Raw genomic sequence first — 15518 nt, forward strand, 5'->3', positions numbered from 1 at the left:
ATTGAATACGCGCCCGCTACGGGCGCGTCGTTGTTTTCGCTGCTGTTTTCGTCATTGTCTGGATGCCCATGCCCACCCCCCCCCGCGTACGCTTTGACGCCAGTCTCTGGCAACTGCCCTCGTCGGCGGCACAGAGTCAGGCTCGCCCCCGGACGCCGGCGCTTGACTTTGGCGTGCAGCGCTGGAGACCTGCAAGCCTGCAACACCAGCAGGACGGGCGTATTCATCGTCTGTCCGGCCAGACCATGGGCACGCACTGGTCGCTGCGCCTGCTCAATTCCGATTACCTGCCCATGGAGCCGGTGCAGGCCCTGCTGGAGCAGGTTTTTGAGGATGTCATTGCCCAGATGAGCAACTGGGAGGCGGATTCGCTGATCACCCGGTTCAATCGTTCAAGACCCGGTGAAATGCATGTAGTTCCGGCGGAGTTTGCTCAGGTTCTGGAAGCGGCCTTGCATTGGGCAAGGCTTTCAGGCGCGGCGATGGACCCCGGCATGGGAGCGCTGGTTTCGCTATGGGGGTTCGGGCCGCGCCAGAACCCGCTGCAGCCGCATTCAGGGCAGACACCGGCCGGCGAGGAGATTGAGCGCTTGCTGAAGACCAGCGGCCATGGCCATCTGCGCTGGAATGCACAGACCCGGCAGTTGCAGCAGAGCGGTGGTCTGGAGCTGGATTTTTGCGGCATTGCCAAGGGCTTTGCCGTGGATTGGGCGGTGCAAAAGCTGCAGGAGGCTGGCTGGGCTGCGGGCATGTTCGAAATCGGCGGTGAGCTGCGCAGCTGGGGGGAGCGCCCTGATGGGCGGCCCTGGCAGGTGCAACTGGGCACGGGCGGTTCTGTCGAGGCCGAGTCGCTGGTCGTGGCCTGCAGGGAGGGTGCATTTGCCACCTCGGGCGATTTCTGGCATCAGTTCACGCAGGCTGGCAGGCGCTATTCGCACACGCTGGATCCGCGCACGGGCTGGCCGGTGACGCATGATCTGGCCAGCGTGACCGTGTTCCATGAGGAATGCATGCACGCCGATGCGCTGGCCACCGTGCTCACGGTGCTGGGTCCGCAGCAAGGCATGGACTTTGCCCGCCAACATGAGATTGCGGCTGTGCTCACATCGCATCTCGCATTCGATGGCAATGAGGCCTGCAGACAGGTGCTCAAGACACCGGCCTGGATCAACCAATTTGAGGCATGACAGTGGAATGGATTTTGACGCCCGAGCGCATCTATGGGGCTATGGGGTTGGTGGCCGCCTACGCAGGCATGTGCTGGGGTATTGGCACCAAGGTACGCAAGCAACGCCTGGCCGATGAGGCCGAGAGCAAGGCCTCGCAGGGCGATGCTGCTGCGCCTGCCGTCCTGGTCGCCTATGCCAGCCAGACGGGGCAGGCCGAAGCTCTGGCACGCGCCACGGGCAAGATGCTGGTCGATGGTGGTCTGCAGGTGCGTCTGCTGCCCGTCGAGAAGCTGACGACCGAGCTGCTGCAGCAATATGCACACAGCCTGTGGCTGCTGTCCACTACGGGCGAGGGCGATGCGCCCGATCATGCGCTGGGCTTTGTGCAGCAGCTCATGGCCACTCAGCCTGCGCTGACCCAGCACCAAAGCCTGGTGCTGGCGCTGGGTGATCGTGAATACCAGGAGTTCTGTGCGTTTGGTGTGGAGGTGCACGAATGGTTGCAGACCAGCGGCGCGCGCAGCGATCTGGTCTGCGTGGACAATATGGATGCCTCGAGCTTGCAGAGCTGGCAGACTCAGGTCGCTCAGATGCGACAGGACTTGCTGGGCGAGTCTGCGCCCGCCCAGGAACCGGATTCGGACTGGTTGCAGGCGCCGGTCAGCATACCCTTTGTGCTTGGTCGGCGGCGTTTGCTCAATCCCGGCAGCCAGGGCGGGGCGCTATACCTGCTGGAGTGGACGCCGCAGTCCGGCGAGCTGCCGCACTGGGAGTCGGGCGATCTGGTGTCTCTGTGCGTGCCCGCCGACCCTGAGCGCGCGCGCGACTATTCGATCGCCTCGATCACGGCCGACGGCAGCCTGCAACTGCTGGTGCGCGAGAGCACGCGCGCCGATGGTTCGCCGGGCCTTGCGTCGAACTGGTTGTGCTGCGGCATGGCCGAGGGAGATGTGCTGCCGCTGACCTTGCGCGAGCACCGCGGCTTCAGACTCGGTGACAACGCCGGGCGACCGCTGATTCTGATCGGCAATGGCTCGGGCCTGGCGGGCCTTCTCAGCCATATCAAGGCCCGTGTGCAGCAGGAGCTAGGTGATCAATGGCTGTTGTTCGGAGAGCGCAGTCCACAGCATGACGCGCTATTTGCCGATCAATTGGGCGCATGGTTCAGGCAGGGCCGACTGGCACGGCTGGATCATGCCTGGTCGCGCAACGGCAAGGATTCGCGCTATGTGCAGGATTTGCTGCGCAGCCATGCAGAGGAAGTCCGGCAATGGGTGGAGCGTGGTGCGGCCATCTATGTTTGCGGCAGCCTGAACGGCATGGGCCAAGGCGTGCATCTGACGCTGCAGGCCATTCTGGGCGAGGCCAAGGTGGCCGAGCTGTTGGGCTCGGGTCGCTACCGGCGCGATGTGTATTGAGCACGTCCAGGCGGGGGATGGCAGCAGGCCCTGTCACCGTCTTGGAGCAGGACTGCACCGCATCCTATAGGTACCGCACCGCTCGGACATCGGGCAGGATGGATCAGAGGGCGTCTTCACCCGATCGATATGGCCGATCCTGGAGGGCCTGCTTGCGGTCTTCGGCGGACATGGCATGTGCCGCAGACAGCAGCTCTGCGGATCGTATGAGGTGCTGCCTTCCATCCGCATTGCAGCTGCGATACCCGTGAAGGAGGCGGAGTTCATCGTCTGACAGAGCCTCTGCAGGGTGAACTGCCGGTGTGCGGTGTCCTGCCAGCACATACAACAGGTCCACTCCGTGTGCGCTCAGCGCGGTCATCTGAAAGCCATCCGGCGCTGTCTTGCCGGATTCCCAGGAAAAAAGAGTTTGCTTCGTAGTGCCAGCAAGTGCAGCGAAGGCCGGCTGGCTCATGCCCAGCCGGTTTCTTTCTTCGCGCAGCCGTTCCCCTAGGGTCATAAAAACTTGTCCAAGGTGTATTGCATGGGAAAGAAATCTTTCCCATAATTCGCCAAAAGCACGACGACGTGCTTCAACCTAAATAATTAGGCGAAAGGCTACCAGATGCATCCCGAGCAAATCAAAGCGGCGCTGCGCATGAAAGGCATTTCCCCCACGGCATTGGCGTCCGAAATGTGCGTGGCCAACAGCAGCGTGTCGCAAGTCATCAGCGGTCGTGCGGTATCGGCCCGCATTCGACAGCGCATTGCAGAAATCACAGGCATGTCCGTCGACATGCTCTGGCCGCCTGTCAACGAGCGCCATGCACTGCACAGCACACGCCCAGAAGGAGCGGACGCGCGTATCGCAAGGGGGGCGCCATGAGTCGCACGGCGTGTCGCAATCACACGGCCCTGCGCGGCAGGAGAGGCGTTCAATGAGCTTTGGAATTGCAGCACTGATTTTCTTGGCCGGTCTCCTCTGCGGATGTCTCATGGGCATTGCCGGCGTCGTGACGGCTTTGGACGGTTACTGAGGGACAGCGCTCAAGCTTGTGGACCTGCCATGGCCGGGGCTGCCGGGGAGGCGTTCGCCGCACCGAGACCCGAACGTGCGCACGCGTCTCCATGCCTGTGGAGCCCATGTCCTGGCTGCCCGGCAGCTGCAGTCTTGCAGGAATGTGCGGTTCAGGGGGCAAGCATGGCGGGGCACGATGGCGGAGATAGCCCGGGGTCAGCTTCGTGAGGGCCGCGCGGTTGTCGGAAAGACCTGCCGGCCGGTTCCGTCCTGACCAGCGTTCGCGGCCGTGATTCCGTCGGCGTCGAGACCGAGGCATGCACGCATGCATTGCTGCGGTAAAGCCGTCCCAGTCGCGTCGGCCTGTACGCGACACTTGCCTCAGAAATACAAAAAGCTGGCTCGGGCCAGCTTTTTTGTGGTCAGCGCAAGCGCAGTGCTTACTTGACGTGCTTGCCGATCAGGCCGGCCATCTCGAACATGGAGACTTGGGGCTTGCCGAAGACTTCCTTGAGCTTGGCGTCGGCGTTGATCATGCGCTTGTTGGCAGCGTCTTGCAGGTTGTTGGCCTTGATGTAGACCCACAGCTTGCTGATGATTTCAGTACGGGGCAGGGGATCCTTGCCAACCACGGCAGCCAGAGCGGCGCTGGGGGTCAGAGGTTTCATGAAGGCAGCGTTGGGAGTGCGCTTCTTAGCGGCGGGAGCTGCTGCCGGTGCTGCAGCGGGTGCCTTCTTTGCAGTTGCCATATTGCTTATTCCTAATTGGGTAGTGGACTTATCACCAGCGAAATACAGCTGCAATCCACTGGCTGAGTCTGATGCTAATGGCAAAAAATCGCTCTTCCAAGCTAGTGGGCTGTTTTTTTGCCTCGATTTGTTGCTCTCAGGCCCTTTAGTGTCCGTTTTCACGGGTTTTTCCTCGAGAGTGTTGTGAAAAAGTTGCTCTCTGTGTGTGTCCGCTGGTGCTTGTGCTATGTCAGGTGCTCAGGGCAAGATGCGGGAGACTTGGTTCTGTGGAGATTTTCATGAGCGATTCCTCGGCTTCTCTTGGCTTCAGCACCTGCGATTTGTGCGATGCGCATATCAGCGATGACAGCAGCGACTTTCGTGTGCTGCCGCCCGTGTTCCACAGCTATGGCGGGAATGTCGGCTTTATGGGGGAGGTCAGCACCGTGCAGTGTCTGGACGACAACAGCTTGGTGCGAGCGGCGCTGGCCGAGCCGGGAGGTGGTCGTGTGCTGGTGGTCGATGGCGGCGGTTCGCTGCGCCGGGCTCTGGTGGGGGGGAATGTGGCGACATCGGCGGCCCAGAACGGCTGGGCCGGGGTGCTTGTCTATGGCTGCGTGCGCGACGTGGCCGAGCTGAAATCGACGTCCGTGGGTCTGTATGCGCTGGCGCTCAACCCCATGCCTACCGTCAAGCAAGGCCAGGGGCTGCGCGATGTCTATGTGCAGATCGCCGGCCTGTGGATTCGCCCGGGCGACTGGCTGTATGCCGACGCCAACGGCATTGTGCTGAGCCGCCGCAATCTTCTTTCCTGATTGAAATCGACGGCGCCTAGCGCCTGATCTGCAATGAACCGGGCCAGGTTGCAATCACCACGCTGGTCAGGGCAATGCCGAAGGCCAGCAATTGCATGCTGCCGACGCGCTCGCCCAGGGCCAGCATGCCCACCACAGCGGCGCTGATGGGCAGCAGCACGGTAAAAATGCCGGCCCGTGATGCGGGAACGGCGCGCAATCCCGTCATCCACAGCCACACCGTCCAGACGCAGGCGGCCAGAGCGTAAAACAGCAACAGACCCCATGCGGGCGCCGAAACCCGGGAAAAATCAAACTGCCAGGCCAGATAGAGCCCGGCGGGTGCGGAAAGCACAAACCCCCAGAGATTGATCAGCGCCGTAATGCGTTTGGGGCTTACGCTGGCGGTGAGCTTTTTGCCGATCACGGCATATGCGGCCTCGCACAGCACGGCGGCAATCAGCAGCAACTGGCCCAGGCCTTGCTGGGGATGTGCGGCAAGGCTGCTGCTTTCGGTCTTGCTCAAGGCATTCAGCCCTATGCCGGCCACTGCGAAAGCAATGGCTGTCCATGTACGTGCGCCAACGGCTTCGCGCAGAAAAAGCCAGCTCATGATGGCGACTGCGGCAGGAATTGCGGCCATGGTCACGCCCGCCGTGACCGCGCTGGTCAAGGCCACGCCGCTGATCATGCAGAGCGTGAAAAGGAAATTGCCGAAGAAGGACTCAAAAAACAGCAGCCACTTGGTCTGTCTGGTCAGAGTTGTCTCGTGCGCCGGTGGCCTGAGCCAGCCCAGCATGGCCACGGCACCGATGCCAAAGCGCAGCCAAGCCAGCAGCATGACCGGAAAGATGGCAGCCAGAGGCTTGGACAAGGCCACATAGCTTCCTACCAAAGACATGCTGAGCGCCAGGCAGAGATAGGCGATGGGGCGGCTGGGCGTGTGCATGGCGAAATGAATTTCAATGACAAGAGAAGGTGATGCAAAGCAGTGTGGCAGGGCTGTTGCATGCATTTGACCCAGGGGAGGGAACTGTTGTTTTTTGGTTCTCGCCGCCTTGGGCGCCATGTCTTTGTCGTGTCACCTGTTTTTGTTCAAGTGGCTTGGCCTGTCTTCGTGCTGGGTAAATGAGTAGATCAAGACAGGCACCGGGACTTTTTTCGTACTGCGTTTAAAGGATGCCGACTCCGAAGGCCATGCTTCCGCAAATTTTTCATGAAGCAAGAATTCAATTTCTTATTATGAAAAATTGAAATGTTGCGCTGCCGCAAAATTTCTCAATACGAGAAATGCGTTTTCTTATTGTGAAAAATAAAAATAAGCCATTGATTTTATTGAATATAAATTTCAGTCTTTTATAAGACATAAGACTCTGCGGAAGAACGTTGCAGACATAAAGTAGATCCCAAGGACGAACACCAATTCATCTTGTTTTAACCGCTAAGGAGTGCACCATGCCCCAATCCCTGACTCAGCAACTGAGCCGTGAACAGCAAATCGCAGCCCTCGAAAAAGACTGGGCACAGAACCCACGCTGGAAGAGCGTCAAGCGCGGTTACAGCGCTGCCGATGTGGTGCGTCTGCGTGGCAGCCTGCAGCCAGAGTACACCCTGGCCCAGCGCGGTGCTGAAGTGCTGTGGGACAAGATCAACGGCAGCTCGAAGAAGGGCTATGTGAACGCCTTCGGTGCCATCTCTGCAGGCCAGGCCATGCAGCAGGCCAAGGCAGGTCTGGAAGCCGTGTACCTGTCGGGCTGGCAAGTAGCTGCCGACGGCAACACCTCCGAGACCATGTACCCCGACCAGTCGCTGTACGCCTATGACTCCGTGCCCACCATGGTGCGCCGCATCAACAACACCTTCAAGCGCGCCGATGAAATCCAATGGGGCAAGGGCATCAACCCCGGCGACAAGGAGTTCATCGACTACTTCCTGCCCATCGTGGCTGATGCGGAAGCCGGCTTTGGCGGCGTGCTCAACGCGTTCGAGCTGATGAAGAACATGATTCAGGCAGGTGCTGCCGGAGTGCACTTCGAAGACCAGCTGGCTGCGGTCAAGAAGTGCGGTCACATGGGCGGCAAGGTGCTGGTGCCCACCCGCGAAGCGGTCGAAAAGCTGATTGCCGCCCGTTTTGCAGCCGATGTGATGGGCGTGCCCACCATTGTGCTGGCCCGTACCGATGCCGAGGCGGCCAACCTGATCACCAGCAACCATGACGAGAACGACATCCCGTTCCTGACTGGCGAGCGTACTCAGGAAGGCTTCTACCGTGTCAAGAACGGTCTGGAGCAATCCATCAGCCGCGGCGTGGCCTACGCTCCCTATGCAGATCTGGTGTGGTGCGAAACCGGTGTGCCCGATATCGGCTTTGCCCGCGAATTCGCTCAGGCCGTGCACGCAGCCTGCCCAGGCAAGCTGCTGAGCTACAACTGCTCGCCTTCGTTCAACTGGAAGAAGAACCTCAACGACAGCCAGATCGCTTCCTTCCAGGAAGATCTGTCCGCACTGGGCTACAAGTTCCAGTTCATCACGCTGGCCGGCATTCACAGCAACTGGTACAACACCTTCAAGTTCGCCCACGAGTACGCTCGCGGCGAGGGCATGAAGCACTACGTGGAAATGATCCAGGAGCCCGAATTCGCGGCACGTGACAAGGGCTACACCTTTGTCTCGCACCAGCAGGAAGTGGGCGCAGGTTACTTCGACGACGTGACCACCGTGATCCAGGGCGGCTCTTCCAGCGTCAAGGCGCTGACCGGTTCCACCGAGGAAGAGCAGTTCCATTGAGCCACGATGAATCGTGACTCTGTCTAGGTAGAAAAAGTGGGGTTATGCGCCCGGGGCGAAAGTCTCGGGCGCTTTTTTGTTTGCCGGGTTAAAATGGCGCGACTTCAATTCACAAGGGCGAGAAAGGCATCAACGGTTATGACACCGCGAACTACATCGGAGATGTACTTCAGCTGCTGATGGCAGCTGGCGGTTCGCGCCTGCCCGAGATTTCTCGACACCCTCATCAAAGCGCGGACTGGTTCCGCGCTTTTTGCTTTCAGGCAACTCCAAAGCTCTGGCGCTGGCCCTCACCCACACAAATTTGGTTTGACAAGGAATTTCATGATCAACATCACGCTCCCCGATGGCTCCAAGCGCGAATATCCAGGCCCGGTTTCGGTCGCTGACGTCGCTGCTTCGATCGGCTCCGGCCTGGCCAAGGCCGCATTGGCCGGCAAGATCAACGGCAAGGTCGTGGACACCAGCTTTGTGATCGAGCAGGATTCGCCGCTGTCCATCATCACCGCCAAGGATGCCGACGGTCTGGAGGTGATCCGCCACTCCACCGCTCACTTGCTGGCCTATGCCGTCAAGGAGCTGTTTCCCGATGCGCAGGTCACCATCGGTCCCGTGATCGAAAACGGCTTCTACTACGACTTTTCTTATAAGCGTCCCTTCACGCCCGAAGATCTGGCCGCCATCGAAAAGAAGATGACCGAGCTGGCCAACAAGGACGAGCAGGTGGTGCGCCGCGTGCTGCCGCGCGACGAGGCCGTGCAGTACTTCAAGGGCATCGGCGAAGCCTACAAGGCAGAGATCATTGCCTCCATCCCCAGCAACGAGGATGTGAGCCTGTATCGCGAAGGCGCCTTCGAAGATCTGTGCCGTGGCCCTCACGTTCCGAGCACCGGCAAGCTCAAGCACTTCAAGCTGATGAAAGTGGCCGGTGCCTACTGGCGTGGCGACCATCGCAACGAGATGCTGCAGCGCATCTACGGTACCGCTTGGGCAACCAAGGACGAGCTCAAGGACTATCTGTTCAGGTTGGAAGAAGCCGAAAAGCGCGACCATCGCAAGCTTGGGCGCGAACTCGATCTGTTCCACATCGACGAACACTCGCCCGGCACCGTGTTCTGGCACCCCAAGGGCTGGGCGGTCTGGCAGCAGGTCGAGCAGTACATGCGCCGCGTCTATCAGGACAACGGCTACCAGGAAGTCAAGGCTCCGCAGATTCTGGACAAGGGCCTGTGGGAGAAGACCGGCCACTGGGACAAGTACCGCGAAAACATGTTCACCACCGATTCGGAAAAGCGTGAATATGCCTTGAAGCCCATGAACTGCCCGGGCCACATCATCATTTTCAAGCAAGGCATCAAGAGCTATCGCGATCTGCCTCTGCGCTTTGGCGAGTTCGGCAATTGCCATCGCAACGAGCCCACGGGTTCGCTGCACGGCATCATGCGCGTGCGTGCCTTCACACAGGACGATGGTCACATCTTCTGTACCGAAGACCAGATCCAGGCCGAGGTGACGGCTTTCACCTCGCTGCTGCAGAAGGTGTATGCCGACTTCGGCTTCACCAACATCCTGTATCGCCTGTCGACCCGTCCCGAAAAGCGCATCGGCACCGATGAAGCCTGGGACAAGGCCGAGAACGCGCTGGCCGAAGGTCTGCGTGCATCGGGTTGCGAGTTCGAGTATCTGCCGGGCGAGGGTGCGTTCTACGGCCCGAAGATCGAGTACACCCTGAAGGATGCGCTGGGCCGCGAATGGCAGTGCGGCACCATCCAGGTGGACCCGAACATGCCCGAGCGTCTTGATGCGGAATTCGTGGGCGAGGATGGCGAGCGCCATCGACCCATCATGCTGCACCGCGCGATCCTGGGTTCGCTCGAGCGTTTCATCGGCATTTTGGTCGAGCATCACTCGGGCGCGCTGCCTGCCTGGCTGGCTCCCGTGCAGGCTGCCGTGCTCAATATCACGGACGCTCAGGCCGACTATGCGCAGGAAGTTGCGCAGAAGCTGCAAAAAGCATTGCCGAATCAAAGCCTTAGAGTGGTGACAGATCTGCGCAATGAAAAGATTACGTATAAAATACGCGAGCATTCCATGCAGAAGCTGCCCTACATCCTTGTCGCGGGCGACAAGGAGAAGGCTGCTGGTGCGGTTGCAGTGCGCGCCCGGGGTAACAAAGACCTCGGAGTGATGTCGGTTGATGCATTCATTGAATTGCTCGCCAAGGACATCGCGGCCAAGGCCTGAAGCAGATTAATTTTTGTGGCGGGCCGGTCAGCGTGCAAGGCACGCTAGCCGGCTACGCTGTTGTAGCCATTTCAATCCAAGGGTGAAAACCATAGCTACTGAATTTCGCGATCGGCGCCACCGTGAAGAGCGCAAGCATCGACTGAACCGAGAAATCATGGCGCCTGAAGTGCGTCTGTCTGGTCCCGACAACGAGCCTCTGGGCATCGTGCCGCTGCAAGAAGCGCTGCGCATGGCCGGCGAGCTGGATGTCGACTTGGTGGAAATTGCGGCCAACGCATCTCCTCCGGTCTGCCGTCTGATGGATTACGGCAAGTTCAAGTACCAGGAACAGAAGAAGGCTGCTGAAGCCAAGGCCAAGCAGACCGTCATCGAAATCAAGGAAGTGAAGTTCCGCCCTGGTACGGATGATGGTGACTACAACATCAAGCTGCGCAATATCCGCCGTTTTCTGGCGGATGGCGACAAGTGCAAGATCACGCTGCGTTTCCGCGGTCGTGAAATCACGCACCAGCAGCTGGGTCTGAATCTGCTCAACCGTCTGCGTGACGATCTGGCTGATTCCATCCAGGTGGAGCAGTTCCCCAAGCTGGAAGGCCGTCAGATGATCATGATGGTGGCACCGGCTCGTGCAGGCGGCAAGAAGCCCGCCGGTGGTGCAAAACCACAGGCTGATGGCGCCGCAGCTGCACCTGAGGCTGCAGATAAGGCATAATTGCGGTTTTGCCTTATCGGCAAAAGTGGGCTTGGCCCACTTTTGTTTTATGCGGCAGACAAAGAATTTGCAGGCTTGCCTGCAAGACGTCAGCCCGGCCTGGCCGGACTGACAAACAAGTGCCTCGGAGGCCAGCGAAGTGTGTGCGGGTTGCACACCGCCTTGCGAGCACAAATTCAATAGGAGCATTCACATGCCCAAAATGAAGACCAAGAGCAGCGCGAAGAAGCGTTTTCGCGTTCGTCCCGGTGGTACCGTCAAGCGCGGTCAAGCCTTCAAGCGTCACATCTTGACCAAGAAGACCACGAAGAACAAGCGTCACCTGCGTGGCATTGTCAACGTGCATTCCGGCGATATGGGCTCCATCGCAAAGATGTTGCCTTCCGCAGGCCTGTAATTCACTGACGAACTAGGAGAAAACACATGCCTCGCGTCAAACGTGGTGTAACGGCTCGCGCCCGTCACAAAAAAGTTCTGAATCTGGCCAAGGGTTTCCGCGGTCGCCGTGGTAACGTCTTCCGCGTTGCCAAGCAAGCGGTCATGAAGGCTGGTCAATATGCCTACCGTGACCGTCGTACCAAGAAGCGCGTGTTCCGTCAGCTGTGGATCGCTCGTATCAACGCTGCTGCACGTGAACTGGGTCTGACTTACAGCCAATTCGCCAACGGCCTGAAGAAGGCTGCCATCGAAATCGACCGCAAGATGCTGGCCGATATCGCCGTGCACGACAAGGCTGCTTTTGCAGCTATCGTCGACCAAGTCAAGGCCAAGCTGGCTGCCTGAGGTCACGATCGGTAGTTACTCTTGTAGGACTTTTGCAGACAAGAATCCCCAAAGGCATTTGCCGATGGGCGAGCATCTTGCTTGAACTTGATTGCAGAAGTCGTGTCTTGTTCAGTAGCTGCTGATGCACAAACAGCAAGGGCTAGGGCTTGAAAAGGCACTAGCCCTTGTTTATTTTTACAAGTCGATAAAGAGTCGATATGAACGAGTTGGATTCTCTGGTCGAAAGCGCACAGCAACTGTTTGCGCAAGCCCACACCCCCGCTGATCTGGAAAATGCCAAGGCGCAGTTTCTGGGCAAGTCGGGCAAGATGACCGAGCTCATGAAGGGCATGGCGCAGCTTTCCGTCGAAGAGAAAAAGTCGCGCGGCGCCGCCATCAACGTGGCCAAGCAGGCGATCGAAGCGGCCTTGACCGCCCGTCGCAAGGCTTTGGCAGACGCCGAGCTGCAGGCCCATCTGAAGGCCGAGGTGCTAGATGTGACTCTGCCCGGTCGCCGTCGTGGCGCGGGAGGGTTGCACCCTGTCTCCATCACCATGGAGCGTATCGAGGGCATCTTCGGCTCCATGGGCTTTGATGTGGCCCAGGGCCCCGAGATCGAATCCGACTGGTTCAACTTCACGGCGCTGAACACGCCCGAAGACCATCCCGCGCGCTCCATGCACGACACCTTCTATGTCGAAGGCGGCACCCAGCACGCGCCCAATCTGCTGCGCACGCACACCAGCCCCATGCAGGTGCGCCATGCCGTGCAGCATGTGAAGAATTACCGCAACGCGCTCGATGCCGGTCAGACCATGCCCGAGATCCGCGTGATTGCTCCCGGCCGCACCTACCGTGTGGACTCGGATGCCACCCACTCGCCCATGTTCCACCAGTGCGAAGGCCTGTGGATCGGCGAGAACGTGAGCTTCAAGGACCTGAAGGTCGTGTTCACCGACTTCTGCAAGACCTTCTTTGAGCAGGATGATCTGGTGCTGCGCTTTCGCCCCAGCTTCTTCCCGTTCACCGAGCCTTCGGCCGAAATCGACATCCAGTTCCAGAGCGGCCCGTTGGCCGGCAAGTGGCTGGAAGTGGCGGGCTCCGGCCAGGTGCACCCCAATGTGGTGCGCAACATGGGGCTGGATCCCGAAAAATACATCGGCTTTGCCTTTGGCATGGGCCCCGACCGCCTGACCATGCTGCGTTATGGCGTGAACGACCTGCGCCTGTTCTTCGACGGCGACATCCGTTTTCTGTCGCAGTTTCAGTAATAAAAAAGTGAGCTGCTAGCGCATACTATGAAATGATTTCAGATAGTTCTGATGCTGAAATCCATATGTACCAAGCGCTGATAGCTCATCTTTTTGAGATACGCATGCCCAGCCAGTGGCAGACCGCTTGCGGTGCGACTGGCATGAACGCCAAAGAGTCTGACTATGCAATTTCCTGAATCCTGGTTGCGCGAATACTGCAACCCCAACCTGACCACCCAGCAGCTGGCCGATACCCTGACCATGGCCGGTCTGGAAGTGGAAGAGCTGGATCCTGTGGCGCCTCCCTTCACCGGCATCGTGGTCGGTGAAATCAAGGAAGCCGTGCAGCACCCCGACGCCGATCGCCTGCGCGTATGTAAGGTGGATATCGGCCAGCCCGAGCTGCTGGACATTGTCTGCGGCGCGCCCAATGCGCGTGTGGGCATCCGCATTCCCTGCGCCACCGTGGGCGCCGAGCTGCCTCCCGGTGCCGATGGCAAGCCCTTCAAGATCAAGATCGGCAAGCTGCGCGGCGTGCAGAGCTTTGGCATGCTGTGCTCGGCCAAGGAGCTGGGCATCGACGAAGACGCCAGCGGCCTGCTGGAGTTTCCCGCCGATGCGCCGCTGGGTCAGAACGTGCGCGAGTACCTGAACCTGGACGACACGCTGTTCACGCTGAAGTTGACGCCCAATCTGGCGCACTGCCTGAGCGTCTACGGTGTGGCGCGCGAGCTGTCGGCGCTGACCGGCACGCCTCTGAAAGCCCTGTCCTTCCCCGCTGCTGCTGTGGCCTTGCAGGACAAGCTGCCGGTCAAGATTGACGCCACCGATCTGTGCGGCCGTTTCTCGGGCCGTATCGTGCGCAATGTCAACACGCAAGTGAAGACGCCTCAGTGGATGGTGGACCGTCTGGCACGCTGCGGCCAGCGCTCGGTCAGCCCCCTGGTCGACATCTCCAACTATGTGATGTTCGAGCTGGGCCGTCCCAGCCATATCTTCGATCTGGACAAGATCAGCGGCGGACTGAATGTGCGCTGGGGCAAGGAGGGCGAAACGCTCAAGCTGCTCAACGGCAACACCATCAAGATCGACGATTTCCTCAAAGTCGGCGTGATTGCCGATGACAAGCAGGTTGAATCGCTGGCCGGCATCATGGGCGGCGACGCCACGGCCGTGTCCGACGACACCAGGAACATCTACATCGAAGCCGCGTTCTGGTTCCCCAAGGCCGTGGCCGGCCGTTCGCGCCACTTCAACTTCTCGACCGATGCCGGTCACCGTTTCGAGCGCGGCGTGGACCCCGAGTTCACCACCGAGCACATCGAGCGCATCACCGCGCTGGTGCTGGAAATCTGCGGCACGCCCGAGACGCAAGTCGGCGCCATGGACGACCAGAAGCCCAATATGCCCGCCTCCAAGGCTGTGCAACTGCGCGTGGCGCGTGCGGCCAAGGTCATTGGCATGGCCGTGACGCAGCAGCAATGCCTGGATGCCCTGAACGGCCTGGGTCTGCCTGCCACCGTGGCTTCGGAAGGCGTGATTTCGGTGACTGCTCCTACGTTCCGCTTCGACATCAATCTGGAAGAGGATCTGATCGAAGAAGTGGCCCGCATGATCGGCTACGAAAACCTGCCGACCACCAAGCCGCTGGCCCCGATCTCGCCCAAGCTGCGCGCCGAGAACGAGCGCAGCCCCTATGCCGTGCGCCACGAACTGGCGGGCCTGGGCTACCAGGAAACCATCAACTTCAGCTTTGTCGAAGAAAAGTGGGAGCAGGAGCTGGCTGGCAACAACAACGCCATCAAGCTGCTCAACCCCATTGCCAGCCATCTGAGCGTGATGCGCTCGTCCCTGCTGGGTTCGCTGCTGCAAGTTTTGAAGTTCAACGTGGACCGCAAGGCTCAGCGCGTGCGCGTGTTCGAGCTGGGCCGTGTGTTCTTCAAGGACGAGTCCGTGGTCGACTCCGACACCACGGTCAAGGGCTTTTATCAGCCCATGCGCGTGGCGGGTCTCGCTTACGGCGCTGCCGACCAGTTGCAGTGGGGCAGGGCAGAAGTCAAGGTCGACTTCTACGATGTCAAGGGCGATGTGGAAGCACTGCTGGCCCCGGCCAAGCCCGTGTTCGAGCCTGCCGAGCACCCCGCCATGCACCCCGGCCGCTGCGCGCGCGTGCTGCTGGACGGCAAGGCCATCGGCTTTGTCGGCGAGCTGCATCCCCAATGGCGCCAGGAATGGGATCTGGCCCAGGCTCCCGTGATGTTCGAGCTGGAGCTCGATGCCGTGCTGGCCCGCCAGGTTCCCGTGTTCAAGCCCGTGGCCAAGCACCAGGCCGTGGAGCGCGACATTGCCGTAGTCGTCAAGGAGGCCGTGACCCACGCCCAGGTGATGGAAGCCGTGCAGCAAGGTGTGCAGGGCGGCATTCTGCGCTCGGCCGTGCTGTTCGACGTATTCCGTCCCAAGAAGCTCAAGGCGGGCGAGGAAGCGGCGCCGGGCAGCCTGGCTCAGGATGAAAAGAGCCTGGCCGTGCGTCTGACGCTGGGCAGCGACACTGCGTCGCTGACCGATGCGGAAATCGAGGCCGCCATGCAGGGCACAATTGCGGCTCTGGTTGAACGCGTTGCGGCTCGTCTGCGCTGATATGTTCAATC

The 15518-nt window shown here is 60.0% G+C and carries 14 protein-coding genes; 11 read left to right on the forward strand and 3 right to left on the reverse strand.

What is annotated here, in order from left to right; all coding sequences use genetic code 11:
• Nucleotides 1-68: 68 nt before the first annotated feature.
• Both EIC84_RS23390 and EIC84_RS23395 read left to right on the forward strand, forming a co-directional pair.
• Nucleotides 69-1187 carry an FAD:protein FMN transferase gene (locus tag EIC84_RS23390; protein ID WP_240701984.1) on the forward strand — a complete coding sequence of 373 codons (1119 nt, stop codon included), beginning with the start codon at nt 69-71 and terminating at the stop codon, nt 1185-1187.
• Nucleotides 1184-2587, forward strand: a complete 1404-nt coding sequence (locus EIC84_RS23395; RefSeq protein WP_003069959.1) for a sulfite reductase subunit alpha — start codon at nt 1184-1186, stop codon at nt 2585-2587. The genes EIC84_RS23390 and EIC84_RS23395 overlap by 4 nt, the downstream gene beginning before the upstream one ends.
• 103 nt (nt 2588-2690) lie before the next feature.
• On the opposite strand, the gene EIC84_RS23400 is transcribed toward EIC84_RS23395, so the two are convergent.
• Nucleotides 2691-3086: a helix-turn-helix domain-containing protein gene (locus EIC84_RS23400; RefSeq protein ID WP_003069961.1), complete on the reverse strand. Its 396-nt coding sequence runs from the start codon at nt 3084-3086 to the stop codon at nt 2691-2693.
• A 105-nt stretch (nt 3087-3191) separates the two neighbouring features.
• On the opposite strand from EIC84_RS23400, the gene EIC84_RS23405 reads away from it, so the two are divergent.
• Entirely contained in the window at nt 3192-3452 is a 261-nt protein-coding gene (locus tag EIC84_RS23405) for a helix-turn-helix domain-containing protein (RefSeq protein WP_003069963.1), read from the forward strand.
• A gap of 572 nt (nt 3453-4024) precedes the next feature.
• Here the strand turns inward: EIC84_RS23405 and EIC84_RS23410 are convergent.
• Nucleotides 4025-4333 carry an SWIB/MDM2 domain-containing protein gene (locus EIC84_RS23410; RefSeq protein WP_003053560.1) on the reverse strand — a complete coding sequence of 103 codons (309 nt, stop codon included), beginning with the start codon at nt 4331-4333 and terminating at the stop codon, nt 4025-4027.
• A 278-nt stretch (nt 4334-4611) separates the two neighbouring features.
• On the opposite strand from EIC84_RS23410, the gene rraA reads away from it, so the two are divergent.
• Nucleotides 4612-5127, forward strand: a complete 516-nt coding sequence (rraA, locus tag EIC84_RS23415; protein ID WP_003069967.1) for a ribonuclease E activity regulator RraA — start codon at nt 4612-4614, stop codon at nt 5125-5127.
• Between the two features lie 16 nt (nt 5128-5143).
• Here the strand turns inward: rraA and EIC84_RS23420 are convergent, their stop codons facing one another.
• A complete protein-coding gene (locus EIC84_RS23420) occupies nt 5144-6055 on the reverse strand; it encodes a DMT family transporter (RefSeq protein WP_003069969.1) in 912 nt (303 codons plus the stop codon).
• 506 nt (nt 6056-6561) lie between these two features.
• Here EIC84_RS23420 and aceA point away from each other — a divergent pair.
• The 7 genes from aceA (at nt 6562) to pheT (ending at nt 15507) form a co-directional block, all read left to right on the forward strand.
• The gene (aceA, locus tag EIC84_RS23425) at nt 6562-7893 is read left to right on the forward strand and encodes an isocitrate lyase (protein WP_003053566.1); all 1332 of its coding nucleotides are present in this window, start codon (nt 6562-6564) and stop codon (nt 7891-7893) included.
• 324 nt (nt 7894-8217) lie between these two features.
• Nucleotides 8218-10137 (forward strand): threonine--tRNA ligase, encoded by a 1920-nt coding sequence (thrS, locus tag EIC84_RS23430; RefSeq protein WP_003069971.1) that lies wholly within the window; start codon nt 8218-8220, stop codon nt 10135-10137.
• An 82-nt stretch (nt 10138-10219) separates the two neighbouring features.
• Entirely contained in the window at nt 10220-10852 is a 633-nt protein-coding gene (gene infC, locus EIC84_RS23435; protein WP_012838978.1) for a translation initiation factor IF-3, read from the forward strand.
• 193 nt (nt 10853-11045) lie between these two features.
• Nucleotides 11046-11249 (forward strand): 50S ribosomal protein L35, encoded by a 204-nt coding sequence (gene rpmI, locus EIC84_RS23440; protein ID WP_003053571.1) that lies wholly within the window; start codon nt 11046-11048, stop codon nt 11247-11249.
• Between the two features lie 26 nt (nt 11250-11275).
• The gene (gene rplT, locus EIC84_RS23445; RefSeq protein WP_003053572.1) at nt 11276-11635 is read left to right on the forward strand and encodes a 50S ribosomal protein L20; all 360 of its coding nucleotides are present in this window, start codon (nt 11276-11278) and stop codon (nt 11633-11635) included.
• A 200-nt stretch (nt 11636-11835) separates the two neighbouring features.
• A complete protein-coding gene (pheS, locus tag EIC84_RS23450) occupies nt 11836-12888 on the forward strand; it encodes a phenylalanine--tRNA ligase subunit alpha (protein WP_003069975.1) in 1053 nt (350 codons plus the stop codon).
• Between the two features lie 165 nt (nt 12889-13053).
• Entirely contained in the window at nt 13054-15507 is a 2454-nt protein-coding gene (gene pheT / locus EIC84_RS23455) for a phenylalanine--tRNA ligase subunit beta (RefSeq protein ID WP_003069977.1), read from the forward strand.
• The last annotated feature ends 11 nt before the right edge of the window (nt 15508-15518 follow it).

Source organism: Comamonas sp. A23 (assembly GCF_004522605.1).
Lineage (GTDB): Bacteria > Pseudomonadota > Gammaproteobacteria > Burkholderiales > Burkholderiaceae_C > Comamonas > Comamonas thiooxydans.

What these genes read in the sequence shown, in the direction of transcription:
- rpmI (WP_003053571.1), top strand. Translation starts at nt 11,046, where the DNA reads ATGCCCAAAATGAAGACCAAGAGCAGCGCGAAGAAGCGTTTTCGCGTT.
- EIC84_RS23400 (WP_003069961.1), bottom strand. Translation starts at nt 3,086, where the DNA reads ATGACCCTAGGGGAACGGCTGCGCGAAGAAAGAAACCGGCTGGGCATG.
- rraA (WP_003069967.1), top strand. Translation starts at nt 4,612, where the DNA reads ATGAGCGATTCCTCGGCTTCTCTTGGCTTCAGCACCTGCGATTTGTGC.
- EIC84_RS23420 (WP_003069969.1), bottom strand. Translation starts at nt 6,055, where the DNA reads ATGCACACGCCCAGCCGCCCCATCGCCTATCTCTGCCTGGCGCTCAGC.
- pheS (WP_003069975.1), top strand. Translation starts at nt 11,836, where the DNA reads ATGAACGAGTTGGATTCTCTGGTCGAAAGCGCACAGCAACTGTTTGCG.
- rplT (WP_003053572.1), top strand. Translation starts at nt 11,276, where the DNA reads ATGCCTCGCGTCAAACGTGGTGTAACGGCTCGCGCCCGTCACAAAAAA.
- pheT (WP_003069977.1), top strand. Translation starts at nt 13,054, where the DNA reads ATGCAATTTCCTGAATCCTGGTTGCGCGAATACTGCAACCCCAACCTG.
- aceA (WP_003053566.1), top strand. Translation starts at nt 6,562, where the DNA reads ATGCCCCAATCCCTGACTCAGCAACTGAGCCGTGAACAGCAAATCGCA.
- EIC84_RS23405 (WP_003069963.1), top strand. Translation starts at nt 3,192, where the DNA reads ATGCATCCCGAGCAAATCAAAGCGGCGCTGCGCATGAAAGGCATTTCC.
- thrS (WP_003069971.1), top strand. Translation starts at nt 8,218, where the DNA reads ATGATCAACATCACGCTCCCCGATGGCTCCAAGCGCGAATATCCAGGC.
- EIC84_RS23410 (WP_003053560.1), bottom strand. Translation starts at nt 4,333, where the DNA reads ATGGCAACTGCAAAGAAGGCACCCGCTGCAGCACCGGCAGCAGCTCCC.
- EIC84_RS23390 (WP_240701984.1), top strand. Translation starts at nt 69, where the DNA reads ATGCCCACCCCCCCCCGCGTACGCTTTGACGCCAGTCTCTGGCAACTG.
- EIC84_RS23395 (WP_003069959.1), top strand. Translation starts at nt 1,184, where the DNA reads ATGACAGTGGAATGGATTTTGACGCCCGAGCGCATCTATGGGGCTATG.